The 26559-nt window shown below is 44.2% G+C and carries 22 protein-coding genes and 1 tRNA gene; 11 read left to right on the forward strand and 12 right to left on the reverse strand.

Annotated elements, in window-relative coordinates; genetic code table 11:
• The first annotated feature begins 55 nt into the window (after nucleotides 1-55).
• Genes CGB83_RS01305 through CGB83_RS01315 form a run of 3 tightly spaced genes read left to right on the forward strand, consistent with a single transcriptional unit; the run spans nucleotide 56 to nucleotide 1961 of the window.
• Entirely contained in the window at nucleotides 56-661 is a 606-nt protein-coding gene (locus CGB83_RS01305; protein WP_100074146.1) for a hypothetical protein, read from the forward strand.
• Nucleotides 662-668: 7 nt separating this feature from the next.
• Nucleotides 669-1301, forward strand: a complete 633-nt coding sequence (locus tag CGB83_RS01310) for a hypothetical protein (protein WP_100074147.1) — start codon at nucleotides 669-671, stop codon at nucleotides 1299-1301.
• A 12-nt stretch (nucleotides 1302-1313) separates the two neighbouring features.
• Complete coding sequence (locus tag CGB83_RS01315) at nucleotides 1314-1961, forward strand: hypothetical protein (protein WP_100074148.1); 648 nt, start codon at nucleotides 1314-1316, stop codon at nucleotides 1959-1961.
• Nucleotides 1962-2053: 92 nt separating this feature from the next.
• Here CGB83_RS01315 and CGB83_RS01320 read toward each other — a convergent pair whose 3' ends face one another.
• The 6 genes from CGB83_RS01320 to CGB83_RS01345 form a co-directional block, all read right to left on the reverse strand.
• Nucleotides 2054-2563: a hypothetical protein gene (locus CGB83_RS01320; protein ID WP_157761263.1), complete on the reverse strand. Its 510-nt coding sequence runs from the start codon at nucleotides 2561-2563 to the stop codon at nucleotides 2054-2056.
• A 108-nt stretch (nucleotides 2564-2671) separates the two neighbouring features.
• The gene (locus CGB83_RS01325) at nucleotides 2672-3184 is read right to left on the reverse strand and encodes a hypothetical protein (RefSeq protein ID WP_100074150.1); all 513 of its coding nucleotides are present in this window, start codon (nucleotides 3182-3184) and stop codon (nucleotides 2672-2674) included.
• A gap of 253 nt (nucleotides 3185-3437) precedes the next feature.
• A complete protein-coding gene (locus CGB83_RS01330; RefSeq protein ID WP_100074151.1) occupies nucleotides 3438-4343 on the reverse strand; it encodes an AraC family transcriptional regulator in 906 nt (301 codons plus the stop codon).
• A 71-nt stretch (nucleotides 4344-4414) separates the two neighbouring features.
• A complete protein-coding gene (locus tag CGB83_RS01335; RefSeq protein ID WP_157761264.1) occupies nucleotides 4415-4978 on the reverse strand; it encodes a TetR/AcrR family transcriptional regulator in 564 nt (187 codons plus the stop codon).
• A gap of 19 nt (nucleotides 4979-4997) precedes the next feature.
• Nucleotides 4998-5267 (reverse strand): hypothetical protein, encoded by a 270-nt coding sequence (locus tag CGB83_RS01340; RefSeq protein ID WP_100074153.1) that lies wholly within the window; start codon nucleotides 5265-5267, stop codon nucleotides 4998-5000.
• Between the two features lie 7 nt (nucleotides 5268-5274).
• The gene (locus tag CGB83_RS01345) at nucleotides 5275-5709 is read right to left on the reverse strand and encodes an SRPBCC family protein (protein ID WP_100074154.1); all 435 of its coding nucleotides are present in this window, start codon (nucleotides 5707-5709) and stop codon (nucleotides 5275-5277) included.
• A gap of 1672 nt (nucleotides 5710-7381) precedes the next feature.
• Between CGB83_RS01345 and CGB83_RS01355 the strand changes: the two genes are divergently transcribed.
• The 6 genes from CGB83_RS01355 (at nucleotide 7382) to CGB83_RS01380 (ending at nucleotide 15353) form a co-directional block, all read left to right on the forward strand.
• Complete coding sequence (locus CGB83_RS01355) at nucleotides 7382-8428, forward strand: efflux RND transporter periplasmic adaptor subunit (RefSeq protein ID WP_100074156.1); 1047 nt, start codon at nucleotides 7382-7384, stop codon at nucleotides 8426-8428.
• A gap of 19 nt (nucleotides 8429-8447) precedes the next feature.
• Entirely contained in the window at nucleotides 8448-11585 is a 3138-nt protein-coding gene (locus CGB83_RS01360; protein ID WP_172954670.1) for an efflux RND transporter permease subunit, read from the forward strand.
• A gap of 105 nt (nucleotides 11586-11690) precedes the next feature.
• A complete protein-coding gene (locus tag CGB83_RS01365; protein WP_100074157.1) occupies nucleotides 11691-12977 on the forward strand; it encodes a TolC family protein in 1287 nt (428 codons plus the stop codon).
• A gap of 259 nt (nucleotides 12978-13236) precedes the next feature.
• Nucleotides 13237-13308: transfer RNA gene (locus CGB83_RS01370), tRNA-Arg, on the forward strand.
• A gap of 207 nt (nucleotides 13309-13515) precedes the next feature.
• Entirely contained in the window at nucleotides 13516-14547 is a 1032-nt protein-coding gene (locus CGB83_RS01375) for a serine hydrolase domain-containing protein (RefSeq protein WP_100074158.1), read from the forward strand.
• Nucleotides 14548-14939: 392 nt separating this feature from the next.
• Nucleotides 14940-15353 (forward strand): helix-turn-helix domain-containing protein, encoded by a 414-nt coding sequence (locus tag CGB83_RS01380; protein ID WP_100074159.1) that lies wholly within the window; start codon nucleotides 14940-14942, stop codon nucleotides 15351-15353.
• 848 nt (nucleotides 15354-16201) lie between these two features.
• Here CGB83_RS01380 and uvrA read toward each other — a convergent pair.
• Nucleotides 16202-18994, reverse strand: coding sequence for an excinuclease ABC subunit UvrA (uvrA, locus tag CGB83_RS01385; RefSeq protein WP_100074160.1), 2793 nt, complete (start codon nucleotides 18992-18994; stop codon nucleotides 16202-16204).
• 450 nt (nucleotides 18995-19444) lie between these two features.
• On the opposite strand from uvrA, the gene CGB83_RS01390 reads away from it, so the two are divergent.
• Complete coding sequence (locus tag CGB83_RS01390) at nucleotides 19445-21256, forward strand: TonB-dependent receptor plug domain-containing protein (protein WP_100074161.1); 1812 nt, start codon at nucleotides 19445-19447, stop codon at nucleotides 21254-21256.
• Between the two features lie 49 nt (nucleotides 21257-21305).
• Nucleotides 21306-22022 (forward strand): DUF2490 domain-containing protein, encoded by a 717-nt coding sequence (locus CGB83_RS01395; protein ID WP_100074162.1) that lies wholly within the window; start codon nucleotides 21306-21308, stop codon nucleotides 22020-22022.
• A 137-nt stretch (nucleotides 22023-22159) separates the two neighbouring features.
• On the opposite strand, the gene CGB83_RS01400 is transcribed toward CGB83_RS01395, so the two are convergent.
• From CGB83_RS01400 to CGB83_RS01420, 5 genes are all read right to left on the reverse strand, one after another.
• On the reverse strand, nucleotides 22160-22606 hold the full coding sequence (locus tag CGB83_RS01400; RefSeq protein ID WP_100074163.1) for a phosphohydrolase: 447 nt from the start codon (nucleotides 22604-22606) through the stop codon (nucleotides 22160-22162).
• Between the two features lie 124 nt (nucleotides 22607-22730).
• Entirely contained in the window at nucleotides 22731-23027 is a 297-nt protein-coding gene (locus CGB83_RS01405; RefSeq protein ID WP_100074164.1) for a hypothetical protein, read from the reverse strand.
• 89 nt (nucleotides 23028-23116) lie between these two features.
• Entirely contained in the window at nucleotides 23117-24895 is a 1779-nt protein-coding gene (locus CGB83_RS01410) for an acyl-CoA dehydrogenase family protein (RefSeq protein ID WP_100074165.1), read from the reverse strand.
• 40 nt (nucleotides 24896-24935) lie between these two features.
• Nucleotides 24936-25310, reverse strand: coding sequence for a four helix bundle protein (locus tag CGB83_RS01415; protein ID WP_100074166.1), 375 nt, complete (start codon nucleotides 25308-25310; stop codon nucleotides 24936-24938).
• 34 nt (nucleotides 25311-25344) lie between these two features.
• A complete protein-coding gene (locus CGB83_RS01420; RefSeq protein ID WP_100074167.1) occupies nucleotides 25345-26523 on the reverse strand; it encodes a thiolase family protein in 1179 nt (392 codons plus the stop codon).
• Between the last annotated feature and the right edge of the window lie 36 nt (nucleotides 26524-26559).

Here is a 26559-nt window from a genome sequence, read left to right on the forward strand (position 1 = left end):
TAATTACCTTTGCACCGAATTTATTAACCCGTTTGTTCTAATCTAAAAACCAAATATGGAAATGAGAATTTACCGTATTGCGGCATTTCTTCTATGCAGCATTGCCAATGCCCAAGTAGGGAATGTTGGCATCAATACAACCACCCCAAGAGTAAAGCTTGATGTTAACGGAACGTATAAATCTCAGGAAATTATTTCAGGAAACATTTCTAACATAAGTTCCACTGAGAAAAACCGTTATCTGTTATTAAGCCAGAGCACTATTGATAACAGTGTGAGAAAAGTAGACCCCAGCCAGGGAAATGCTCCCGGCATCGCCAGCATTATTACGTATAAACTGACCAACGCCAATCTGGACTGGGTGGAGAGTTTCAACACCAAAATCAATTCAACGGATTATTCATTAATGGTTTTGTCTGCTTATTTTGACAGGGACGTAGTAGGAACCGTTACGGCTATTCCTTCTTACGGGGTTAAAAGTGTAAACAATGAATGGATTATCTATGCCGATTACTCACAGCTTGCTTCCAACAGTAATGGCACATGGACAATTGTTTGCGCAGTCTATCCTAAAACCTATGTTAAAATATATCCTGAAAAGGGACCTTTCAACCTGAACGGTACTTCAACAGGAACTGATTCTTCTCCAATCCTTCAATAATACAATCATGAAAAATATTCTTTTAATGGCAATTCTGGGACTTGGATCCCAGATGCAGGCACAAATAGGTATTGGAACTACCACGCCTTCACAGAAACTTGAGGTAGCAGGAAGTACAGCAGTGAAATCCTCGGTTTACTTGGATCCCGTAGATTATGTAAATAATTCCTCAGGCTTTACCATTCTGGGGACAGATCCGCAATCCAGCGTGGTGAACGGGAAGGTTCTTGCAGTAGAAAACCTGTACACCCCACTGGTCATACAGCCGTATTCCGTAACCAATATCTACAGGGATGATCTCACGGATCTTAACCTGAATATCTCTACTGATAATTTCTTTATTACGGTCGCTAATTTTGAGGCTATCCCAAGCAACGGCAACAATGGTATTTATACAGATACTTCGGCTAATCCTGTTAATAAAGGGCATTTTGTATTCAATATTTTTGAATCCGGAGGATCATGGCACATCAACATATCTTATCCAACACTGAATACGCAGAATACTACCGACAGGTACACCTATAATTTTGATGTGGTAATGTATTCAAAAAGATTTTACAAAAACCTGGGTACGGTTACCTATGACCTCGGAGGGAACAATAGTGGGAGTGCACCGGCTGCACCTAGTGGAATTTAATGATTTAAACACATGAAAAATATTATAACTTTAACTGCATTGATCTTTGCTGCATTCACCGGCAAGGCGCAGACCAACGGGGTAGGCATAGGAACCAGTACTCCTACGCACACGCTTGAAGTAAATGGGAATATGAAGCTGAGCGGTGACCTTTATTTTGAGAATCCCGGGAATCATACCGGTAATTCTGCCGACTCTTACCTTCTGGTAAGGGATAACAGCGATAAAGTCCTGAAAAGATATGTGCCTGCTACATCAAAGTACAGTGCGATCAACAGTACCGTGTACTTTATCAGCAATATCAATACACAGGGGCTTTCCAATTTTGATACCGGCGTTTCTGCTACTGATTATTATATGGTAATCGGTGGATTCATCATCCGTGGTGTTAACAACAACTCCAATATTAACCTGACACAACCGGGAAATACCAATCAGTATATTCCGCAGTACTCATGCCGCGCATTTGTACAGAACAATACTTGGCGTATCGAATTCATGCCCAATAACGGCCGTGTATTTGATCAGAATCCTGAAATAAGGCTCAGTGTAAGTGTGTACAGGAGAGATATGCTTACCACTGTCAATAATACCATTACGGTAGATATGGGCGCGAATACGGCAGGAACGGGTTCTGCACCGGCTCCATTATTACCATAAGGACAATTGTTTTATCAATATAAAGAATCCGGAATAAGGCTATTATTCCGGATTTTTATATGGGTTCCTCAAAGGATCAGATTAAACTTTTTTCACGATTCACTGTCTGAAAGCCCCAGCTGCTTAATGGCTGCTGAATTCAGGTAAATTCTGTCGAAATAGAGCAGCGATTCCACATCCCTGAATGTTTGGGATAGCATATCCGATTTATTGAATGACAGCTCAATAGACTCGTCATACGAGGCCGTAATCCTGACCACGGAATAACCATTGTATGCAATGGTAAAGCCATGAAAAAAGCACCGGCGTTCTGCTTCCCGGTAGATCCTGTATTCCCGGAATGCGGAAGTCTCAGGTTCCGTACCGGAAGGTGCTTTATTATGTTCAAGGGTTTTCCATGCAGAATAATTCTTCGGTTCTTTCAGGATGTTGCCCTCGGTATCTACCGGAACAAACATGCCGAGCAGCAAAGGTTTTTTAAGGAATACCGCATAATTATTCATCAGGTTCAGGGTCTGAAGATCGGCATAGCCTTCATTGGCATAATATTCAATGACGAAATCGGTCATAGGGATCAGCTTGTGCAAGGAATCGTCTGGCATACGAAGGTTATTGGTTTGAAGTCATTATGAAAGGGACAAATATACGGATTTCCCGTTTTTGAAAATATATGAACATGATGTAAAATTTCGCCTCTGCGTATAATGGTTTCAGCGCGTGTTTAAGATTCCGTTTTCAGCCTTCTTCCGTTTTGAATATCCGGTCCAGAGCCATATGCAGAAAAGTCCGGCAATGAGCTGTGCCGGAAGGAATACTGCCCGGACGAAATCGCTGAAATCATTGGAAGTCTTGTAAATATACGGTACGAAGTGAACCTCCGGTTCGCTGTACCAGTACAGGTAGTAATCCAGGAAAGCCCGTCCGGCAGTCATGAGTGTTATCAGGCTAATGACTGTTGCAGGCTTTTTATTTTCCGTATTCAAAAGCATCACCAATCCAAGCGTGAGTGCTGTAAAAACGATCAGTTCAACCATAAAAAAAGCCACATGCACGATATCATAGGTAGGATGGGTTCCCGGATCCGGAGTGTGGAGCATGGCCAGGAAATCAATGCATTCTATAAGAAGGAACACGGCATACAGCCCATACAGATAGGCACACAGTTTAATGGCATTATTTTCAGAACCGTACAGGTTATAGAGAAATGTCGTTAAGTTTTTCATAATCTGCTTTAGATAAAGGGTGTTACCGGTATTGCTTTAGTCTAAATTACAAAAAATGGGCAGATTATGGAGAATGGAGCAGTTTTCAGCTGTTAATTTTTTTTGATCTTTGATGGGGAGTGGGAGATTTAAGAATTTAAAGAGTTGAAAGTTAAGGATTTAAAAATTTAAAGATTTAAAGATTTAATGATTGGTATAAACTACAGATTTTGGGTTTGATAGGGTGATGGGGTGATATTTCGAAGGCCATTGGTTATTTATTTCTGACACGAAAAGTTTTTGGGGAGATCTTCATTTTTTTCTTGAAGAATTTCCCGAAAAAAGACTGGTCACTGAAATTCAGTTCTTCCGAGATCTGGGCAACCGAAAGGCTTGAATTGAGCAGCAGGTCCCTGGCTTCCATAATCACAGAATTGGTAATGATCTCACGTGTAGAATCACCCGATGCTTCCTTGATCACCCGGGTCAGGTAGCTTGGGGTTACAGACAGCTGCTCTGCATAGAATTCTACGGTACGCTCTTTTCTGGAATGTTTGGAAAGCAGGTCCAGGAACTGATATACAATTTCCTTTCTCCGGGAAGTCGTAGGATCAATCATTTTCTTTTCTGTGTAGCGGTAAATCGTCATGATTTCGAGGACGATCGAATTGAAATAATGATTGATCAGGTCTTTTGAATAATAATCATCACGGTCATCCGCTTCATCGATCTGGCGGATTAAAAATTTGAAAGTCTCCCGGTCTCTGTCTGTAGGATGCAGGACCGGAGTATTTTTTTCTGAAAAAAATATGATCTCGTTGACGTAATTCATATACCGGATATTTTTCTGGACGAAAATATCACTGAATACAATGCCGCTTATCTTAACATTTTCTTTATTGTCACTGGGATAAATGGTCGCATTGGCCGGAATAATCAGCATATCATTCGGCTTCAGAGCAAGGGTTTCGAAATTGATCTGTAATTCAGAATTTCCTTCCATAATCAGGATAATGGCAGAATTATCCGTTCTGAAGGGATACGGATAGGGTGTAGTACAGAAATCTGAGGTTTCATCAATAATGAAAAAATCATTTTTAATATGCTTGTGATCTGTATTTTTATTCAGCGTCTTCAGCAGGTCGTTAATGTTATGAAAAGCAACAGGACTGTTCATCATAGCTGTTTTTTGGATAAATGGATATAAAGTTAAAAAATAAAATGGGATAAAATTCCATGCTCATAAGATCATCATATTCTTGCCGGGTTAAGGAGCAGTCCGAGGAACCTTTTTACATCCGGCCCGGTTTGCTTTTCCGCTGTCAGGTACTCCTGCTTTTTTCTGAAGAAATCCAGAGAAATGTAGTATCCGCTGATCATTGACATCAGATGGGCCAGGAAATCGGCAGGGTCTGTATACTCAGTATTGTTTTTCCTGATCCAGATCATGATGTCAGGAATCAGGTCCTCAAAGGGATATAACATCTTTTCTGCAGATTCACTCTTATCATGATGAGTGATAAGATAAACATCCAGGTAAGGGTATTTTTTATATTTTGCCGAATAATAATCAATATACCGTTCCAGTTTTGTTTCAAACGCAAGGCCTTCCATACCGGACAAAGGCGGAGGGAATTCCTGCATAACTTCTCTGATAACCGTATCGATCAGGTTTTTCCTGGAATGGAAGTAATAGTGGATGGCAGTCCGCTCAATCCCTGCATATTCAGACAGCTGTTGCGTGGTTACCTTAAACACGCCTTGCCTGAACAGCAGATGCTTGGTAACCTCTTTGATCTTATCTTCTGTTTTCAAGGGGGCAGCTTTTGAATCGTCAATGACTGTAATGGAAAACCGGCAGCCCTGTTGGTCCCGTTTGGTCAGGAATCTTATTCAGAATAGAAAATTCAGTCTTATAGAGCTCGAAGACCGGTCGGAGTTCATTAACCGAAAACAGCGTTTCAGATGATACGTTCAGGCATCTGAAATCATTGTCCATATATTCGCATTTGCAGTTCGGAATCAATTCCAGGATATCTTCCCTGAGCCAGAAAGCATCCATAATCTCTTTGAATTTCAGCTTAAATAGGATTGTTTTTTTCATGTATGATTTATTGTATTTTTATACGTTGGGCGTGGTGCATGATCAGCGACAGGTCTTCAGGAGTATCGTCCAGGATTTTGTGCATGACTACCATCCTCCAGAACCAGGAAAGCATTCCTGTTATAGAAGTGGATATGGTCACTTTCAGTCCTCCTTCCGTTTCTTCAAGGATAAATCTCCGGTCCATGGTGGCCAGTAGAAACCTGATCCTGAATGCAAATGACCGGTACCGTTCCAGTTCCGTTATCATTGCTCTGGTTTCTATAAAATCGCGGTGCTTCACGGAAAACAGGGCTCCGGGAACCAGTTTCCTTTGCAGCAGGGAAGAACGCAGGATATTGAAATCCCAACGGCTCCAGTGGTTAAGATCCGTGATCAGTGTCCAGGCCTGCTTCCTATTGACCTGGTTGCTTGTGCTGGAAAAAGACAAAGTTTGCATCATCACCCGTTAATATTGGTTCACAGGGCAAATTTCAACAGTATATCTTCAGGTTCAAAGGTCTGTTTTGTGCTGAAATTGGTCTGTATCGTACCTGATCTGCCGTATTGCCTGAATTGGTAATGAACATTTTTTGGAGGGCAAACATTGCGGCCCCGTCCGTTCGAGTTTTTTTCGCAGCAAAGCGGAGAAAAATGTATCGAGAACCGGTGAATAACAAACAAAAGTGTCATTATTTTCAATAAGTTCTCGATACGCTGCACTGCGTTTCGCACTCGAACTGACGAAGGCGGGAATTAATCTCTGACAAACATTGCGGCCCCGTCCGTTCGACTTTTTTTCGCAGCCAAGCGGAGAAAAATGTATCGAGAACCGGTGAGTATTAAACTAAAAAGTGATCCTTTTCAACAAGTTTCTCGATACGCTTCACTTTGTCTAGCGCTAGAATAGACGACAACAGAAATCAATATCTGACAAACACTACAGTACCGTCCGTTCGAGTTTTTTTCGCAGCCAAGCGGAGAAAAATGTATCGAGAACCGGTGAATAACAAACAAAAGTGTCATTATTTTCAATAAGTTCTCGATACGCTGCACTGCGTTTCGCACTCGAACTGACGAAGGCGGGAATTAATCTCTGACAAACATTGCGGCCCCGTCCGTTCGACTTTTTTTCGCAGCCAAGCGGAGAAAAATGTATCGAGAACCGGTGAGTATTAAACTAAAAAGTGATCCTTTTCAACAAGTTTCTCGATACGCTTCACTTTGTCTAGCGCTAGAATAGACGACAACAGAAATCAATATCTGACAAACACTACAGTACCGTCCGTTCGAGTTTTTTTCGCAGCCAAGCGGAGAAAAATGTATCGAGAACCGGTGAATAACAAACAAAAGTGTCATTATTTTCAATAAGTTCTCGATACGCTGCACTGCGTTTCGCACTCGAACTGACGAATGCAGAAATTAATCCTTGACTAACACTGCGGCACCGTCAGTTCGAGTATTTTTCGCAGCAAAGCGGAGAAAAATGTATCGAGAACCGGTGAGTATTAAACTAAAAAGTGATCCTTTTCAACAAGTTCCCGATACACTCCATGGCATTCTGCACTCAAACCGGCATGAAATACGATCTGCTCAAAACACTGCTGGAAAATACCAATTAAGAGCGGGTTTAAACCTTTTATTTTATATAGATGTTGACGAATTTTGTTGTGTAAATAATAGCATTAGCAAACAATAGTGTAGGATTGTTTTTTTTCATTAATTTGGGAATCGGTCACCTCGAAAGATGTGGCCGATTCATATATACGGATATTCATATAAGTATTCTACAAAATTATGACATCGCCTCACTAACCATCCGCAGACAGAGTAAATAATGGTCTGAGGCAGGGGATTTTACCAGCATTAATACATACCACCGGCTGTTTTTCAGCCGTCCGTCATGTACAGGTTGGTATTCTTTTCTACTATTCATCTGCATCATTCCTTTAAAATTCCTATGGCAGATACTGAAAGGAGTGGATACGTAATTTGCATTTGAGGTCATTTGTATCATTTTAGACCATTTTCAGACGAAAACAGACCTTTGAACCGGACTGTTCTTATTCCAAATTTGCACTCACAAACAATAAGTACTCCATAGGGAAATCCCTACAACTTCAAATGGTAGATTTATGAAGAGAACAAAAAAAAGCTCTATTCTTTTATTAGGAACCGTACTGCTGCTTGCGTCATGCGGAGGCAAAGACAAAAAGGAAACGGCTGTAAAAACGGATCCGGTAAAGGTCTCGGTACAAAAGACAGAACTTTCCTCCGGACCGGAAATACTAACCTACAGCGGAAGCATTGAGGCGGATAACAGCGTAAGCATCGGTTTCGGAGTTTCAGGGCGGGTAACGTCGGTTTCCGTCCAGGAAGGGCAGAAGGTTTCGAAAGGCCAATTGCTGGCCTCTATTGAAACGAGCACCTATCAGAACGCTCTTGCCGTGGCAGGTGCCGGCCAGGAACAGGCGCAGGACAACTTCAACAGGCTTAACCAGCTGTATCTTAAAAACAGCCTGCCGGAACGCGATTATATTGCAGCGAAGGTGGCATTGGCACAATCCAAAGCCAACCGCGAAATAGCCGCAAAAAACCTGCGGGATACCCGGCTGTATGCCTCATTCTCCGGGATTGTTTCCCAGAAACTCACGGAAGCCGGGGCAACAGCGGCACCCGGCGTTCCGGCATTTACCATTGTCAAGACAGATCAGGTATATGCAGTAGCTTCCATTACGGAAAATGAGATCAGTTCTTTAAAGATCGGGGATGCCGCTGATGTTTCGGTACCCAGCCTGAATCAGACCATCCACGGACGCGTGACCATCATCAATCCTCAGGCGGATAACAATTCCAAAACCTATACAGTGAAAATCAGGCTGAACAATTCCGGCGGGCAGATGCTTCCGGGCATGATTGCGGACATCAGCATCAATACCGGCAAGAGCCGCAGTGCACTGACCGTCCCTGCCCAGGCAGTCCTTAAAGATCCCTCAGGCACCAGTTATGTCTATGTCCTGAAATCTGAAAAGGGAAAAACCACCGCCTTTAAAAAACGGGTGGAAATGGAAAGCATGGCAGGCACCAGCAATGTAGTGATCAAAAGCGGACTGAACCCGGATGATAAGGTCATCATCTCCGGGCAGACAAAGCTGGAAGACGGGAAAGCCGTTACGTTATAATTCAAAAATGAATAAAGAAATGACGAATAAAAAAGTGCATTTTCTGGAGGCGGCAATGAAGCATAAACAGGTGGTGATTGTACTGGTTGTATTGCTGATGATCATGGGAATCAACTCACTGGTAAATATGCCGAGAAGCGAAAACCCGAGGATTGATATGCCGGTTGCTGCGGTATACGCCTTTTATCCCGGAGCAGATGAGCATCAGGTGGAAGAGGAAGTAGCCAAAAAAATAGAACAATATCTTTTCTCCTTTGAAGAAATCAAAAAGAAAAAAGTAAAAGCTGAAGTTAAAGAGGGACAGGTATTTTTTACCGTTGAAATGAATGCCGATGTCAAAGACCGTAAAAAATTCTGGCATACCCTTCAGCTCGATATGGATGCCAACCTTCGCCCGAAGCTTCCGGCAGGTGTGGTAGGCCCGTTCATCAACAGTAACTTTGCGAATGTGACCGCCATGATTATCTCCGTATCCTCAAAGGACAGATCATATGCCGAGATTGAGAATTATGTGGATAAACTGGAAGACGGGCTGAAGGTAATTCCCACCGTTTCAAAGATCAACCGTTCAGGCGGTCAGAGGCAGCAGATTTACATCAAAATCAATGACCGTAAGCTTCAGCAGTACGGGTTCGACGTCAGTACGCTGGTGGCCGCCATCCAGCAGCAGAATATTACCGGATATAACGGTGAGATTTCCGGAGGCTCCAATGCCATCATCCCTATTTATACCAACAGCCGTTACAGGACTATGGCCGATATCGGTGAGCAGATTGTCTATACCACGCCTGCGGGCAATGTAGTCCGACTGAAAGATGTAGCAGAACCGGAACGACGTTCTGAAGAACCTGCCTCCTATGTTAAAGTAGGGAATGAGAAGGCGATGGTCCTTACAGTGGATATGCAGCCCGGAAACAATATTGTGGCATTCGGGAAAGAAGTGGAGCAGAAAATTCATGAAATACAGAAAGATTTCCCTTCCGATATCCATATGAAGACCATTGTAAACCAACCCGAAGCCGTTGGAGAGAGCATCAGCCATTTTATGCTGGAATTTGCTATGGCTATTGGTTCGGTGGTATTAGTTGTGATGCTGCTGTTGCCTGTAAGGGTAGCGGGTGTAGCTTCAGCGGCGGCGCCTATTTCCATTATCATCACGTTCGGAATTATGCAGATTGTAGGCCTGGAACTTCATCAGGTAACTCTGGCTGCACTGATCATCGTTCTCGGAATGGTGGTGGACAATGCCATTGTGGTCGTCGATAATTATATCGAAAAACTGGATGAAGGCCTTACCCCATGGACAGCCGCCTGGCAGGCTGCACAGCAGCTTTTTGTGCCGATTTTCACGGCAACCATGGCCATTATTTTTGCCTTTGCTCCGTTAGCGTTGTTTATGGAAGGCATCGCCAAGGACTTTATGGTATCGCTGCCGATAACCGTCGCTATTGCCCTGATTACTTCCATGCTGGTGGCGCTTTTCCTGACCCCTTATACCTGTTATGTCTTTATTAAAAAAGGACTGAAGCATAAGGTGTCCAACCGGCCTATAAAGAAAAATATGCTGGACCATCTTCAGACCGTATTCGATAACGGCGTGGGGCAGGCATTCAAATGGCCTAAAACAACCATGCTGATAGGGTTGCTGTCCGTAGTCTCCGCCATTTTCATCGCGACCAAAGTAGACCCGGAATTTTTCCCGCTCAGCGAAAGGAACCAGTTCAATATGGAAATCTGGATGCCTAACGGTACTTCACTGGAAAAGACAGGGGAAAAAGTAAAAGAGCTGGAAAACATCCTTAAGAAAGATAACAGGGTAGTGGATATTACCAGTTTTGTAGGCATGAGCTCTCCGCGGTTCCATACGACCTATGCGCCTGAGTCCCCCAAAAAATATTTTGCCCAGGTTTTCATCACGACCGTCGGCAATGATGCGACGAATGAAATGGCTAAAGAATACCTGGTAAAGCTGAAAAACTTCCTGCCTGACGGATATGTCAAGGTTAAGCAGCTCAGTTTCCAGGAAGGTTCGCCGATTGACATCCGGGTAGTCAGCGATAATGAATCTGATCAGAGAAAGATCGCTTTAGAGGTAAAAAAGATCCTGGAAAATACACCCGGAACCAACAATGTCCGGCTGAACAGCGAATACGATTACATGGCTGTAAAATTGAATGTGGATGATGTAAAAGCCAACCGCCTCGGCGTTACCGGGCAGGCCATCACCCAAACCCTCGGCGCCGGCCTGAAAGGATATTCCGTTTCCACTTTATGGGAAGCAGATAAGCCGGTAGATATATTCGTGAGGTATGACTCCGTAAGCCGGAAAGATATGAGTGCCCTGGAAAACCTTCACATTCAGTCGCGTTTTGGAGGTAAAGTTCCGCTTAAGGAAGTCGCTACGTTACAGCCGGAATGGCATACGGGCGTAATTTCCAGGAAAAACGGGATCAAATATACCAGTGTGCTTGCAGAAGCCCAGCTTGGCCCTAAACCGTCCAGGATCCTGAAAGAGGCCCAACCGAAGATTGACGCGCTTGCTTTACCTGCGGGAACCACCATCCAGTACGGAGGCGATGCGGAAGCCACGCTGGAAAACACACCAGGAATGATGCTGTCACTTTCCGTGAGCCTGATCCTGATCTTTCTGACCCTGCTGTTCCAGTTCAAGAGCCTGGGAAAAGCCCTGATCATCCTGTGTACGTTCCTGTTAAGCCTTTTCGGAGCCTTCTTTGGATTGTTTATCACTGGAAATCCATTGGGAATGACCGGCTTTATGGGAATTATCAGCTTAATCGGTATTGTGGTGAGGAACGGGATCATCCTGGTGGATTATGCGGATGAGCTGATCCGGGAACACGGATACACCCACAAAGCGGCGGCTATGGCAGCAGCAAAAAGAAGGATGCGCCCGATTTTCCTGACTTCAGCAGCGGCTGCCGTTGGAGTAGTGCCTATGATCGTCGGCAAATCCCCGATGTGGGCTCCGTTGGGAAGCGTACTCGCATTCGGGCTGATCTTCTCCATGATCTTTACGCTCTTCATTGTTCCGGTCATGTACTACAAGCTGCTCAAAGACCCTGTTGCCAAAGATGAAACGCCTGAAGGCCAGGCTGATGATGAAGTGATTTTGTACAAGCCCAAGCCCCATCATTAAAATTTTCCATAATCAATTTTTTAATCGATTGTCCTGTATGCATCCCCATTCAATAGAGTTTATAGTTATCACTGACCGCTGCAGGACAATTTTTATACAGAAAAAATGAAGATCATATACGATACGATATCCAAGATAGTTCTGGTGCTGGTATTGTCCGCCGGAGTTCATTTCCGGGCACAGGAAAAAGTGGTTTCCGTTGACGAAGCCAAAAAACTCGCCCTGGAAAACAATAAAAAGATCAAGAGGGCCCAGCAGAATATAGAAGCGGCAAAAGCCGCACAGGCAGCGGCTGAAGCCGGCGGGAAACCTACGCTGGACGGAAGCCTGGGAGGCTATTACTTTTCCAAACCGCTGTCTGCCCTGATTCCTGAGGTATTGGGCAGTGCCAGCCTGAATGCCACGCAGGTGCTGTATGCCGGCGGCAAAGTGGAAACCGGTAAAAAACTTTCGGCTGCGGTACTGGATCTGCAGTTTGCCCAGAAAGACCTCACCGGCGAAGAAGTAAAGCTTGCTGCGGAAACCGCTTACTGGCAGATTGTGAATGCGAAGGAAAAAACGGCCTTGGCCAAAGAATACATCCGCCTGCTGGATGAACTCCATACCAATGTAAAAAATGCGTTTGATGCTGGGCTCACCTATAAAAATGACCTGTTAAAAATAGAGGTCCGGCAGAATGAAGCGCAGCTCAACCTTAAAAGGGCAGAGGACGGACTGGCCATGGCTAAGTTAAACCTGGCACAGATCACCGGTATCACCGGTTCCGGTTTTGATGTGCAGGACTCTATGGACGGGAATTTTACCGATGTCCTTTCGGACAACACGCTGAGACCCACGCACCGCCCGGAGCTTTCCATTCTGGCAAAAGCGGTGGAGATCAACGAGCTTCAGGAAAAGCTGCTGGACGGTGACCGGAAGCCAACCGTAGCCCTTTCCGGCATCGGATTCTCCAGTTTCGGGAAACAAGTCAATCCGGTCAACAGGAAGAATGAAATGCTGGGATTCGTCGGTATGCTGTCGGTCAATATCCCTATTTACGACTGGGGAGCGAGAAAAGAAAAAGTAAAGGAACAGCATTACAAGACGGCCGCTCAGAAGCTGGAAATGGAAGAAACCAGCGAACTGCTGGTGCTGGAACTCCAGAATGCGGCCATGCAGCTCAACCAGTCCCTGAAACGCATTGAGCTCTCTGAAAAATCGCTGGTGCAGGCCACCGAAAACCTCCGGCTGAACCAGGACCGGTACGATGCCGGCACCGTGGTTGCTGAGGAAGTGCTGAAAGCACAGGTCTTATGGCAGCAGGCAAAATCCGAGATCCTGGATGCCAAAGCGGAATACAAAATCAATGAAGCGAAGTATAAAAAAGCGGCAGGCAATAACACGGATGCTTAATTCACGGGAACGGATTTCCCCAACCGGACCGGCTCTAACAGCCGGTCTTTTTGATCATTCCATACAGGTCCCGGTTTGGGTTCCGGACCTTACATGCACCGGTAATTTCTGAATTTTTCCCTTCCGGATCTGTGTATGGTTCGGATCATCAGAAAATAATCTGTCTTGAAATCAATTTGTAAGCATAAAATTTAAGGCAGCACCGGTAAGGTATTGGTATTTTTCAATTAAAATTAATATCTTTGAGCTCTCAAAAAGAGGCCTCATAGTTCAACGGATAGAATAGAAGTTTCCTAAACTTTAGATCCAGGTTCGATTCCTGGTGAGGCTACACAACAGGAGAAGTGATTCATATCGCTTCTCCTGTTTCTATTTTGGAATAGGTCCGGCAGAAATCGTATATAGCCATATATTGTATTTTAACTTAAAATTGATAACTATTAAATCCTTTGTATAAGCCAAAAGGAAAAGATGAACGGCAATTCTTTTTTGTAAGTGATTATTATTTCGGACATTTGAATAATGTGTAATTAAATCTATGAGAAATAATATCCGACTGAAAATGTTCTTCATCAGTGCCTTACCTAATGTCTTTTTGGGGATGATTTTCTCCTGTTCCGCTACCAGGCCTTCACAGGATGCGGTTCTTCATCAGGCAGATCCGCTGTATATGGAAATTGAAGCATCAGGCCGGGAACTTACTCAAAAGAACCATGTTCCGGGAGTTGCCGTTGCTGTGATCCGGGATGGAAAGATGGCCTGGATACAAACGATAGGTTATGCGGATCTTGCAGCCAGGAAACCCGTAACGCCCGAAACGATTTTTAACATTGGTTCTATCTCTAAGCTGGTTTCTGCATGGGGCTTTATGCAGCTCACAGAAAAAGGCCTTGTAAAATTAGACGATCCCGTTGATCCGTATCTCACCCGATGGCATCTGCCGAAATCCGAATTTGACCAGTCAAAAGTAACACTGAGACGGATCTTAAGCCATACCGCGGGACTTTCAGTACACGGCTATGGCGGATCAGATCAGGGTACGGCTCTGCTCAGCCTGGAAGAATCTCTGAATGGTAAAACCAAACGGAACGGTGAAACAGTGCATCTGATCAGTGATCCGGGCACCAAATGGGAATATTCAGGAGGAGGCTATACGCTGGCACAACTGCTTCTCGAAGAAAAGACCCACCAAAGTTTCGCCACCTATATGAACCAGAATGTTTTCCTGCCGCTTGGAATGAAACATACCAGTTATGAATGGACTGCCGATATGATGGCGACCTCAGCAACGGCATACGATGAAGAGGGCAGGCCTATAAAGAAGAGGATTTTCACTGAAAAAGCAGCGGCAGGGCTTCAGACCACGATTAAAGATCTGGCTCGTTTTGCAGAGCTGTCTATTACCCCGGATTCCCATCAACTGAACAAAGTCCTGAAACCAAATACCATAACATTGATGGAAACGCCCGTTCTTCCATCCTCAGACGAAGGCGGAAGCGGTCTGGGATACCGGTTGATGAATTACGAAGGCTTCAGAACCATAGGCCATACCGGTGAAAATGCAGGCTGAAGTGCGGCTCTATTCATGGATCTGCCCACAAAAAGCGGCATTGTTATCCTGTGTAACGGATCCAACGGTGATCGGGTTTGGTTTCCCATCTATCAAAGCTGGTTAAAGACGGTTAAGACAAAAGGCGGGTCTTTCAGGTAATTCCCCGCAAAAATAATTTTATATTACAGTAGACACATCTTATTATCCATTTTATCCCATGCCTTTGCATGAACGTTGTTATCTGTATCAATATAGCTAGAGATTTGAATAAGACTTCCCGGAACTGCCTTGTAATGGCAGGGCATCATAAAAAACATCAATAATTAGATCAGCAGGATACCATTTTTACCGGATATTTTTTACCTTTACGGTTTAGCTTACAATCTAATAATTAACCTCAATTGATACTCATGGAAAAGAACATACATCAGGGAAGAAATGTAAAACGCTTCAGGGAAATGCTCGGCATCAAGCAGGAAGCCCTGGCCCTTGATTTGGGCGACGAATGGAACCAGAAAAAAGTATCCATGCTGGAGCAGAAAGACGTGATCGAAGATCACCTGCTTAAAAAGATCTCAGGAGTGCTGAACATCCCCGTTGATGCTTTTAAGAATTTTGATGAGGAGCATGCGGTTACTATTATTTCCAATACCTTTAATGATGAGGCTTTTATTGGCAATTATGGAGGTACATACAATATTAATCCAATGGTAGAAATAATCAAACTTCACGAAGATAAGATTGCTTTGTATGAAAGAATGCTCAAGGAGAAGGATGATATGATGGGTAGATTGGAAGGTTTGATTAAGAATAAAAAGGAGTGATTTTAAAAGATTGCTATTTATAGATACGGCTCAACTTTTTTGGTTGAGCCGTTACTATATGCAGCTGAATTTGATTCCTTTATAAAATATAATCACTTTCAGTGAACCAATTTTTTATTGCTTCTAATGTTATATAATAGATTCGTATACAATTATTTTAGAAAGTACTAAGCATCAATAGCAACTCTTACAATAACTTTTATCCACATATACCTTTTTGCTTCCTGAGTAATAATAACATCCTCCTTTCTCACCTGTATGCAAACTATGACCATTATAGGAACAATAATCAGAACTTCCAGATCCTTCACATGAACAAACTGTCATTGCCAGCACAAATAGTAAAAGTAATTTTTTCATAATTCAATAAAATAATAAGTTTAACTTTTTGTAAAAGTAGACGATGATGGCTGTTAAAAAATACAGATTCCCGTAGTGTAAAAGTTTATAATAAATCTTCGATAACCACAATATCTGAGAATATATAATGGAGTCTGGTGGCAATTTAGATATAGAAGAAGTTTAGTGTTAGATAATTAAGATTCACCCATAAAAGAATCCGCCCTTTAGAGGCGGATCCAGTAGATAAAAACATCTCATTTTTTTAATTAGACAACAATAAAAAAGCATAGCCGACAATGCTATGCTTAAATTTTTATAAATTTAATTGCAATTTCAGGAATGAAAAAGGCAAAATATGTTTTCACTTCAGTTGTATTACATAGTAAATGTAGACAATAATTTTCAAATTCCATATAAACGGAATGTTAAAATTCACACGTAATCCACAAAATAAAGTGGGTAACTGCATTAAAATCAGCAGAGCACCCTGAAGGTGCTCTGTGTTTTTATTGTTCCAGCTTTTCTTTGATGTAGAAAGCGGTATGGGATTTCTTGTTTTTGGCAAGCTCTTCCGGGGTTCCGGTAAAGACGACTTCGCCACCGTGTTTCCCGGCTTCTGGACCGATATCGATGATGTAGTCCGCGCATTTGATGATGTCCGGCTGATGCTCGATCACAATTACCGAATGCCCGAGGTCAATCAATGCCTGAAGCGATTTAAGGAGCTTTTGGATGTCATGGAAATGCAGCCCCGTAGAAGGCTCGTCAAAGACAAACAGGGTTTTCTCCGTCGTTACGCCTTTTACGAGGAAAGAAGCCAGTTTTACCCGTTGTGCTTCGCCGCCGGAAAGGGTAGAGGAGCTCTGCCCGAGCTGAAGGTAGCCCAATCCGACTTCCTGTAACGGCCTCAGCTTGGTCACGATCTTGTCTTCCTTATTATCCCCGAAAAATTCCAGTGCTTCATCCACCGTCATGTGGAGGATATCCGAAATGTTTTTCTCGTCATATTTGATTTCCAGGATCTCATTCTTGAAACGGGTTCCTTTACACACCTCGCATTCCAGCTCGATGTCCGCCATGAACTGCATGGATACGTTGATCACCCCTTCGCCTTTGCATTCATCGCATCTTCCGCCGTCTACGTTGAAGGAGAAGTGCTTTGGCTTGTAGCCCATCATCTTGGCGGTTTTCTGCTTGGCAAACAGGTCGCGGATATCGTCATAGGCTTTAAGGTAGGTAACCGGATTGGAACGGGAGGATTTCCCGATCGGGTTCTGGTCGATCAGTTCGATATTTTTGATCAGCTTTTTAGGGAATTCCACGGAATCATAATCGCCTTTTTTACCGCCGAGTCCGAGCTGGATCATGATGTCATTCGTCAGGATCTCCTTCATCAGCGTTGATTTTCCGCTTCCGGAAACCCCTGAGATCACCACCAGGCTTTCCAGCGGAATATCTACGTCAACATTTTTAAGGTTGTTCTGCCGGGCTCCTTTGATATGGATCCATTCTTTAGCCTTCCTCCTTTTTTCAGGGACTTTGATTTCCAACCGGCCGGTCAGGTATTTTGAAGTCAGCGTATCGGCGTCTTTCAGTTCTTTGTAATCTCCGGCAAAAACCAGTTCACCACCCAGGTAACCGGCTTCCGGTCCGATGTCGATAATATAGTCGGCCGCCCGCATGACGTCTTCATCATGCTCCACCACAATCACCGTATTGCCCAAATCTCGGAGGTTCTTCAGGACTTCAATTAAATTCTCTGTGTCCCTGGAATGCAGGCCGATAGACGGTTCATCTAAAATATAAATTGAACCTACCAGAGAACTTCCCAGGCTGGTCGCCAGGTTGATCCTCTGGCTTTCCCCGCCGGAGAGCGTGTTGGAAGTCCGGTTCAGGGTCAGGTAGCCTAAGCCGACTTTCAGCAGGAATTCAATCCTGGTCGTGATTTCGTACAGCAGCCTTTTGGCAATTTCCTGGTCGTGGTCGGAAAGCTTTAATCCGGTGATCAGCGGGAAGAGCTCATCCAGCGGAAGGTCGATCATCGACTGGATATTGTGCCCGTCTATTTTTACCCAGCTGGTTTCCTCACGCAGCCTCATGCCTTCGCAGGTTGGGCAGAGCGTTTTGCCACGGTACCGGGAAAGCATCACACGGTACTGTATTTTGTAGAGGTTCTCTTCAAGCATCTTGAAGAAATTATTGATGGACGGGAAGTTCCTGCTTCCGTCTCCTTTCCAGAGGAAGGTCCTCTGTTCTTTGGTTAACTGGTGATATGGTTTGTGTACCGGAAAGCCTTTTGCTTCCTTAATGAACGACTTTTTCCATTCACTCATGCTTTCGCCGCGCCATGACACCACCGCGTCTTCATAGATGGAAAGGGTTTTGTTCGGTACTACAAGGTCTTCATCGATCCCGATCACCTTTCCGTATCCTTCACAGGTCGGACAGGCTCCGTAAGGGTTATTGAAGCTGAAAAAATGCACATTCGGTTCCAGGAATTCCATGCCGTCCAGCTCGAACTTATTGGAGAATTCCTTTACTTTTCCGGTTTCGGTATTTTTTAGTGCACAGTATCCTCTTCCTTCATAAAATGCCATCTGGATAGAATCGGCAAGCCTCTGGAGGAAACTTTCGTCTTCTTCATAGGAAAAACGGTCGATGACCAGATTTATGGCCATGCCTTTTTCAGGGGTAAACCCGAAGCTTTCCAGATCTTCGATCCCCGCGACATTGCCGTTGATCTCCAGCCTGGTAAAACCGGCGAGTTTCAGCACGTTCAGCGTTTCACCGAATGCTTCGGAATCATAGTCCAGCGGAGCAGTCAGCAAAAAGGAAACCTCTTGGTCAGAAGCCTTGATGAAATCCACCACATCCGATACCGAATCTTTTTTTACTTCCTCACCGGAGACCGGGGAATAGGTTTTCCCGATCCTGGCGAACAGCAGCTTCAGGTAATCGTAGATCTCAGTGGAAGTCCCTACCGTAGACCGCGGATTGGAAGAAATCACTTTCTGCTGGATGGCAATCGAAGGGGCAAGGCCCTTGATGTCGTCCACTTTGGGCTTTTCCAGCTTACCGAGGAACTGACGGGCATAGGAGCTTAAACTCTCCACATACCTTCTCTGGCCTTCCGCATAAATGGTATCGAAAGCCAGGGATGATTTGCCGCTTCCGGATACTCCGGTGATGACGATCAGCTTGTTTTTCGGGATGAGTACATCGATGTGTTTGAGGTTGTTGAGGTGTGCGTTCTTAACGAAAACCTGCTTTTTTATATCTATATCTTTAATTGAAGCCATAGTAAAATTGAGACTAACAAAGTTACGAAATTTTAGCGGAAAAGATGCATGTGTACAATTCATGGACCATGGATAAGAACTAAGGAAATCATAATTAAATTATCAAATTGAGATAATAGATAATTTGTTTCATATTAATTTGATATTCAATATTTTAAATATGCTTTAAACATCATCTTCAAAAGATTAATCTTATGAAATTTAACAGATTTTGGCTGTGTGGTATTGTTTTATATCATAATTTTTAATAAAATTGTAACAGTAGATAAGTAATTAAGCCATGGTAAAGTTATTTAGAGATTTGATTACACATCTGATGAGGAAAAGATAAATTTTTCCTGTTCCCATAGAAGATGCAGCCGCTGCATCTTTTTTTATGATATCCGTCATGGATTCATCCTGTTTTACTTCTTACATTTGCGCCTGCAAAAGATTAAGAACATCCGGAATATGATCAAAAAAATACTTCCTGTATTTTTCCTCGGTGCCAGCCTGTATGCAGGAGCCCAGGAGAAATCCGCTGATATTGAAAGCATAGAAGTTCAGGGGAAAATGATTTCAACGCCTTTCAAAAATGCCAACCAGAACATTACACTGATTACCCGCGAAGACATTGCGCATTCTCCGGCCCAGAGCATTGACGAAGTACTTCAGCAGATCCCGGGAATGGATATCCGGAGAAGGGGAGCCAACGGCGTGCAGAGTGACCTGGGATTCAGGGGAAGCTCTTTTGAACAGGTGCTGCTGCTTCTGAACGGCATCCGGATGAATGATTCGCAGACCGGGCACAACACCATGAATATTCCGGTGGACCTGGACGATGTGGAAAGGATTGAAGTAATCAAAGGCCCTGCAGCCAGGAGGTTCGGGCAGAATGCCTATGCCGCGGTCATCAATATCATTACTAAAGTCAGCCTGGGAAAGAAAGTAAAGATCAGTGCGGAAGGCGGCGATTTCAGTATGTATGGACTGGGCATGAATGCGCAGGCCGGCAATGAGAAGTTTTCCAATTCCCTCCAGGCCAATACTTCAGGCTCGGAAGGCTATATGCATAATACGGACTACAAGATCAGCAATGTGTTCTATCAGGGCAGGCTGGCCATCCGTAACGGGGATCTGAGGCTTCAGGCAGGGTTTTCGGAGAAGAAATTCGGGGCTAATGGATTCTATTCTTCCCCAAAAGCTACGGAACAGTATGAGGAAACGCAGGCTTCCGTGGTCAGTGTAGCGCATCACCAGACATTTGGAAGATTCAAGATCAATTCAGACGTCTATTGGAGAAGAGGGCAGGATATGTACCTTTTTAACCGCGAAAAGCCGGAGATCTACCGGAACATGCACATCGGGAATAACGTAGGCGGTGAGGTTAATTCGAGCTACCAGTGGGCTCTGGGAACCACTGCACTGGGTGTGGAGCTGAGGAAGGAATTCCTGGCCAGTAATAATCTCGGGAGCAGGGAACGTTTCGTATCGCAGCTGTTCTTTGAACATCATTTTTCCCTGTTAAACAATAAGCTGAATATTGCCCCGGGTATTTCATGGGCCAATTATTCCACGCAGGGCAATTTCTTTTATCCCGGACTGGATGTAGGGTATCATTTCAATGCTTCCAATAAAGTATACGGAAATATTGCCAAAGTGTACCGGGTGCCTACGTTCACTGAACTGTATTATTCCAGCAAAACAGAGCAGGGGAACGCCAGCCTGCAGCCTGAAGAAGCCGTTTCAGCAGAGATCGGCTACCAGTTCCAGAATTCCGTGGTCCTGGCTAAAATCAGCGGTTTCATCCGGAATTCTGACCAGCCTATCGACTGGATCAAGAATACCCTGAACGATCCGATCTGGTATGCGCGCAACGTCAATCAGATCAATACCCGCGGGATTGAAATGGAAGCCGCACATCAGGTGACGCAGTGGTTTAAATATTCCTTGGGATACACTTATCTGGATACGACATTCAGGGAATCCGACGAGCTGGTTTCCAGGTATGTGCTGGACAACCTGAAGCATCAGGTGATTGCTGGCGCAAATGTTACGTTCCTGCGGAATTTTAATGCCCAGGTCATGTACAGGTATAATGAACGGCTGAATCTAGGAAGCTACCATCTGCTGGATTCAAGGTTAAATTTTATTCAGAAAGACTTTACGGCATATATTGCTGTTAACAATATCACCAATGCCCGGTATTCTGAAACCTTTGGTGTTCAGATGCCTGGAAGATGGTTCCGGGTAGGGATTTCCTACAATATTAATGTTAAGTAAACTTAATATTACGGAATTGTTAAAAAAGATATTTTTGCAAAAATTTTCTATGAAACGTTTCCTAGGTCTGTGCCTTCTGGCCGGCATAAGTTTGTTCAAAGCACAGGATCATATTTCCAGCTTTAATGCCGTAACGCTTACCTACAAGTTTCATCCCAAATTTTTCCTGTATGCGGAGGGACAGCTCCGTGGCAATGAAGATTATTCCTATCCGGATTATTACGAAATCAAAGGAGGGGTAGGATATAACCTTACCAAAAACCATAAGCCCTTTATCGGTGCCGGAAGGTACGTGAATTACAAAAACCATGACCTGGGCAGGGAAGAGCTGAGAATATGGCTGCAGGACGTTATCGATGTCAAAAAAGGGATCGTCAAGTTCGAGAACCGTTTCCGGGCGGAAAAAAGCTGGTTCTATGAACCCAATACGGATAAAACGTTCCAGAGGATGCGGTACCGCTACCGGCTGAATATTACCGTTCCGCTCAATTCCAAAACGGTTAAGAAAGGAACGGTGTTTACCAATGCTTATGATGAAGTTTTCTTTGTCAGCCCTATGAAGCCTACATTTGCGAGGAACAGGGTGTATGGCGGATTCGGATACCAGATCGATGATTATTTCGGGATCCTGACAGGCTATTTATGGCAGCGGGAATTTGAAGCTACCGGAAACAGGAACCTCCATTTTATCTATCTTGCACTGAACGTCAATATCGACGGGACCAACCATCACGTCAAAACGTTTGATTTTCCGGGAGCGGATTAAGGTTTTTAATTCTTAAAAAAATCAAGGGCAATTTCAATTCAGATCTTTGTCTGGCCGATTCATAAATTACTGCACCTGGTATTTTAGCGGTTACAACAGTTGTTAAATGGGTATGAAGCATTGGCCAGGTGTGATCATCAGTATTTTTCAATCAGGTACCGGTAGGCCTTTAGATATTTATTGAATCTCTTGATGTCTTTCGGCGTGAGTTCACGGTTAACCCTGCGCAGGTCCATATTGTCACGCAGGTCATTGAGCTTTACCGCAACAGCCAATGGCGAACGCTCCGTCCTGCGTACGAATTCTTCATAGTCTTCCTCAGGATCAAGCTTGGTAAGGCAGTTAACGGCAAACAGGATGTATTCGGGAAAGCCTTCACTCCGCAGGTATTCTATGCTGAATTCTTCGGGATGGTCTTCTACCACATCATGCAGTACGCCTACAATTTTTTCATCCAGCGTTTTGCCGTACTCCATAACACGCATAACGTGGGCAATATACGGAGCGTGGTATTTGTCGGTCTGGCCTTTATGGGCTTTATCAGCAATCTTAATGGCTTTGTTCAGCAGGTCTTCTTTTGTCATTCAGATGGAAATAGTGGTACAAAAATAAAAAAAATGACTCCAAAGAAGACATGTTCCGGGTCATTTTATTATACAATTTCAATGTTGTTTCAGGGCATCATGATCTGGTTGTGATCTAACGCTTTTATTTAGACTTTTCAGGCTCCTTTCTTATTTCGGGTTTTACCTGCTTTTTAGGTTCCATACCATTCAGGATGCGGTATTGCTTTTCATTCTTCACCGGGGCATTCAATCCGGAATACACGGAAGTATCCGGCTTCGCAACAGGCATGCCGTCCATAGATCGGGTTTCCTTCTTACGATTGGCGGTATCTTTCGGACTGAACAGCCTGACACTGTCATTCTTTCTTTTCTGTCCCGGATTCTTCTGAGCAGAAACCATGGCAGTACTGAGGCTTAGGATTAATAATAGTATTTTCATTTGTTATATTTTTCATCAAATATAGAAATATTCCAACAAAAAAGCGCCCCTAATGGGGCGCCGGAATGAAATATCCCTTATATAAAAGACTAATAATTTCCTTTTTCAATGTAGTGGGCTGCGATTTTTTCTGTCAGTGCCACAACATTCGGATGGTTGGTATATTTGGTAAATCTTCTCAAACCGGAAAGCATCATTCTCTGCTCGTCGCCTTCTGCAAAGGATACAATACCTTCCTTAGCTGCTGAGATAATTTTTTCTACGGCCTTATAAAGGTTCAGCTGTGCCATTGCCGCTTCCACGGAATCCGGTGAGAAATGCTTCTCAGCTCTCAGTACAGCAGATTCTGCCATATAAATCTGGTTAAGGATTTCAGAAGCGTTCAATAACAGATGCTGCTGCTTTTCGATTTCCATCATGTATTTCTGAAGCGCTGCGCCGGAAACCATCAGGAATACTTTCTTAAGGTTGGCAATCAACGCCTTTTCCTCGCTCATGAATGCGGAATAATCAGGCACATCGAAAGAAGGGATGCCCATGAGTTCCTTGCTGATCGCCATTGCCGGTGACAATAAGTCAAGTTCACCTTTCATTGCTCTCTTAATCAACATTCCAACTGATAACAGCCTGTTGATTTCATTCGTTCCTTCATAGATCCTGGAAATCCTGGAGTCTCTCCATGCAGATTCCATCGGGGTGTCTTCAGAGAATCCCATTCCGCCGTATACCTGGATCCCTTCATCAGCGGTATGCTGGGCAAGATCCGATACGAATACTTTCAGGATCGAACATTCCACGGCAAATTCCTCAACACCTTTCAGCTCTGCCGCTTGGTGGTCCAGTCCGCCGGCTACCAGTTCGTCGATCTTATCCTGGATATCTTTGGCCGCCCTGTATGATCCGGCTTCACTTACGAAAGTCCCGGTTGCCATTTCAGCAATTTTTTTTCTGATGGCTCCGAAAGTTGAAATGGATACCCCAAACTGTTTCCTTTCATTGGAATACTGGATGGAATGGTTCAAGATCCTTCTCTGGGCATCCAGGCATGCTGCTGCAAGCTTGATACGGCCTACGTTCAGGGCATTCAGCGCAATTTTAAACCCGTTGTTCCGTTCTCCCAGAAGGTTTTCAGTGGGGATCTTCATGTCATTGAAGAATACCTGTCGGGTAGAAGAGGCACGGATACCCAGCTTATGTTCTTCCTCTCCGAATGTCAGGCTGTCCGGGTTTTCCAGTTCAGACCTGTTGATCACAAATCCGGTGATGTTTTTGTCATCATCAATTTTAGCAAACAAAGTAAAGGTATCTGCAAATCCCGCATTGGAAATCCACATCTTCTGTCCGTTGATGATATAATGTTTTCCGTCTTCCGAAAGCTTCGCTCTCGTCTTCCCGGAATTGGCATCAGATCCGGCATCCGGTTCCGTCAGGCAATACGCCCCGAATTTGGTTCCGCCGGCTAAATCCGGAAGGTATTTTTTCTTTTGTTCTTCAGTACCGTACAATACGATCGGCAGGGTCCCGATTCCGGTATGCGCTCCGTAAGCCGTAGCCAGGGAACCTGTAGCTCCGGAAAGGTAGTCACAAGCCAGCATCGTCGTTACAAATCCCATTCCCAGGCCTCCGTACTCTTCCGGAACGGCAATGCCCAGCATCCCCATTTCTCCCAGTTTACGCATTACCTCTTCCGTCAATGCATAGTCTTTCTTTTCGAAACGTTCTTTTTGCGGGACCACTTCCCGGTCAATAAACTCCTTGGCAGAATCCCGGAGCATTTTCTGTTCTTCGTTCAGTTCTTCAAGACTGAAAATTTCGTTTGCAGGAACTTCCTTGATGAGGAATTCACCGCCCTTTGTTATATTTCCCATTTAATACTGTTTTACTAATTATTTAATTTTGAGTTTTGAATTATGGATTTTGAATCCTGTTCTTTTTTTTTCTTTCCTGAACCGTTTTAACTATAGAGGTCAAAATATTCACAATACTTTTAATTTCTGTTTTGTATTTAGCCTCATCAAATTTGACTAATTGAGATTCTGATAATAAATCTATCCAATATTGTGTTTCTCTGGCTTCTTTACTCGCAATAGACATCTTATGCAAAAAATCCTTTTCAGAAAATCCAGCTAGAGCTTCCTGAATATTAGCACCTATTGAAGTCCCGCTCCTTAAAAGCTGTTTAGAAAGTATAAACTCATTTTGGAGTTTGCATATTTTGTAAAGTTCAATAATCAGCAAAGCAAAATGAAATGATTTTTCTTTGATTATGTTATCTTTCTGCATAAATCCAAAATTTAAAATTCAAAATCCAAAATCACTATAAAAGTTCAAAAACACTTGCTGCACCTTGTCCTGTTCCTACGCACATGGTGACCATGCCGTATTTGCTGCCGCGTTTTTTCATTTCGTCAAGCAACTGTACGGTGAGTTTGGTACCGGTGCAGCCCAGCGGGTGGCCGAGGGCGATAGCGCCTCCGTTGACGTTCAGGATGTCAGGATTCAGATCCAGTTCTTTTTTGATGGCGACGGATTGGGAGGCGAAAGCTTCATTCATTTCAATGAGGTCGATGTCTTTCAGTTCCAGCCCGGCCTGCTTCAAGGCTTTCGGGATGGCGTACAGAGGTCCCATACCCATGATCCTCGGCTCCAGTCCGGCGGCGGCGTAGGAGACCAGTCGGGCCTGCGGTTCCAGTCCGAGTTCCTTCACCATTTCTTCGCTCATGACAATCACGAAAGCGGCTCCGTCGCTCATCTGGGAAGAGTTTCCTGCGGTTACACTTCCGCCATTGGCAAAAACAGGCTTCAGCCTGGCAAGGCCTTCGAGGGAAGTGTCTGCCCTTGGGCCCTCATCAACGGAGAAATCAAACTTTTTGGTCTGCATTTTCTGGTTTTCATCCAGGAAATTGTATTCCACCGGAATCGGGACAATCTGGTCGGCAAAGCGGCCTTCAGCGTTGGCTTTCAGGGCTTTCATATGCGATTCGAAGGCAAACTGGTCCTGCTCTTCGCGGGTGATTTTATACTGCTTGGCAACCTCTTCTGCGGTGTATCCCATGCCCCAATAGTAATCCGGATTGGTTTTGGCGATATCCGTTTCCGGAACCGGCTTATAACCGCCCATTGGAATGAATGACATGGATTCCGTCCCTCCTGCAATAATGCAGTCGGCCATTCCGGCCTGGATCTTAGCGGACGCAATAGCTATGGCTTCGCTTCCTGACGCACAGTACCGGTTTACGGTTACACCGGGAACTTTGTCGGTATTCAGTCCCATCAGGGAAATCAGACGGGCTACATTCAGTCCCTGTTCTGCTTCCGGCATGGCATTGCCTACGATAAGGTCGTCAATCCTGTTTTTATCCAGTTGCGGTACATCAGCCATCAGCTTCTCGATGACCGTTGCCGCCATAACGTCCGGACGGGTAAATCGGAGCGATCCTTTAGGTGCTTTACCTACCGCTGTTCTGTATCCTTTTATGATGTATGCTGTTTTCATTTTTTTGTATTAACGTATTGATGTAAAATGTATTAA

Source organism: Chryseobacterium camelliae, from assembly GCF_002770595.1.
GTDB classification, from domain to species: Bacteria; Bacteroidota; Bacteroidia; order Flavobacteriales; family Weeksellaceae; genus Chryseobacterium; species Chryseobacterium camelliae.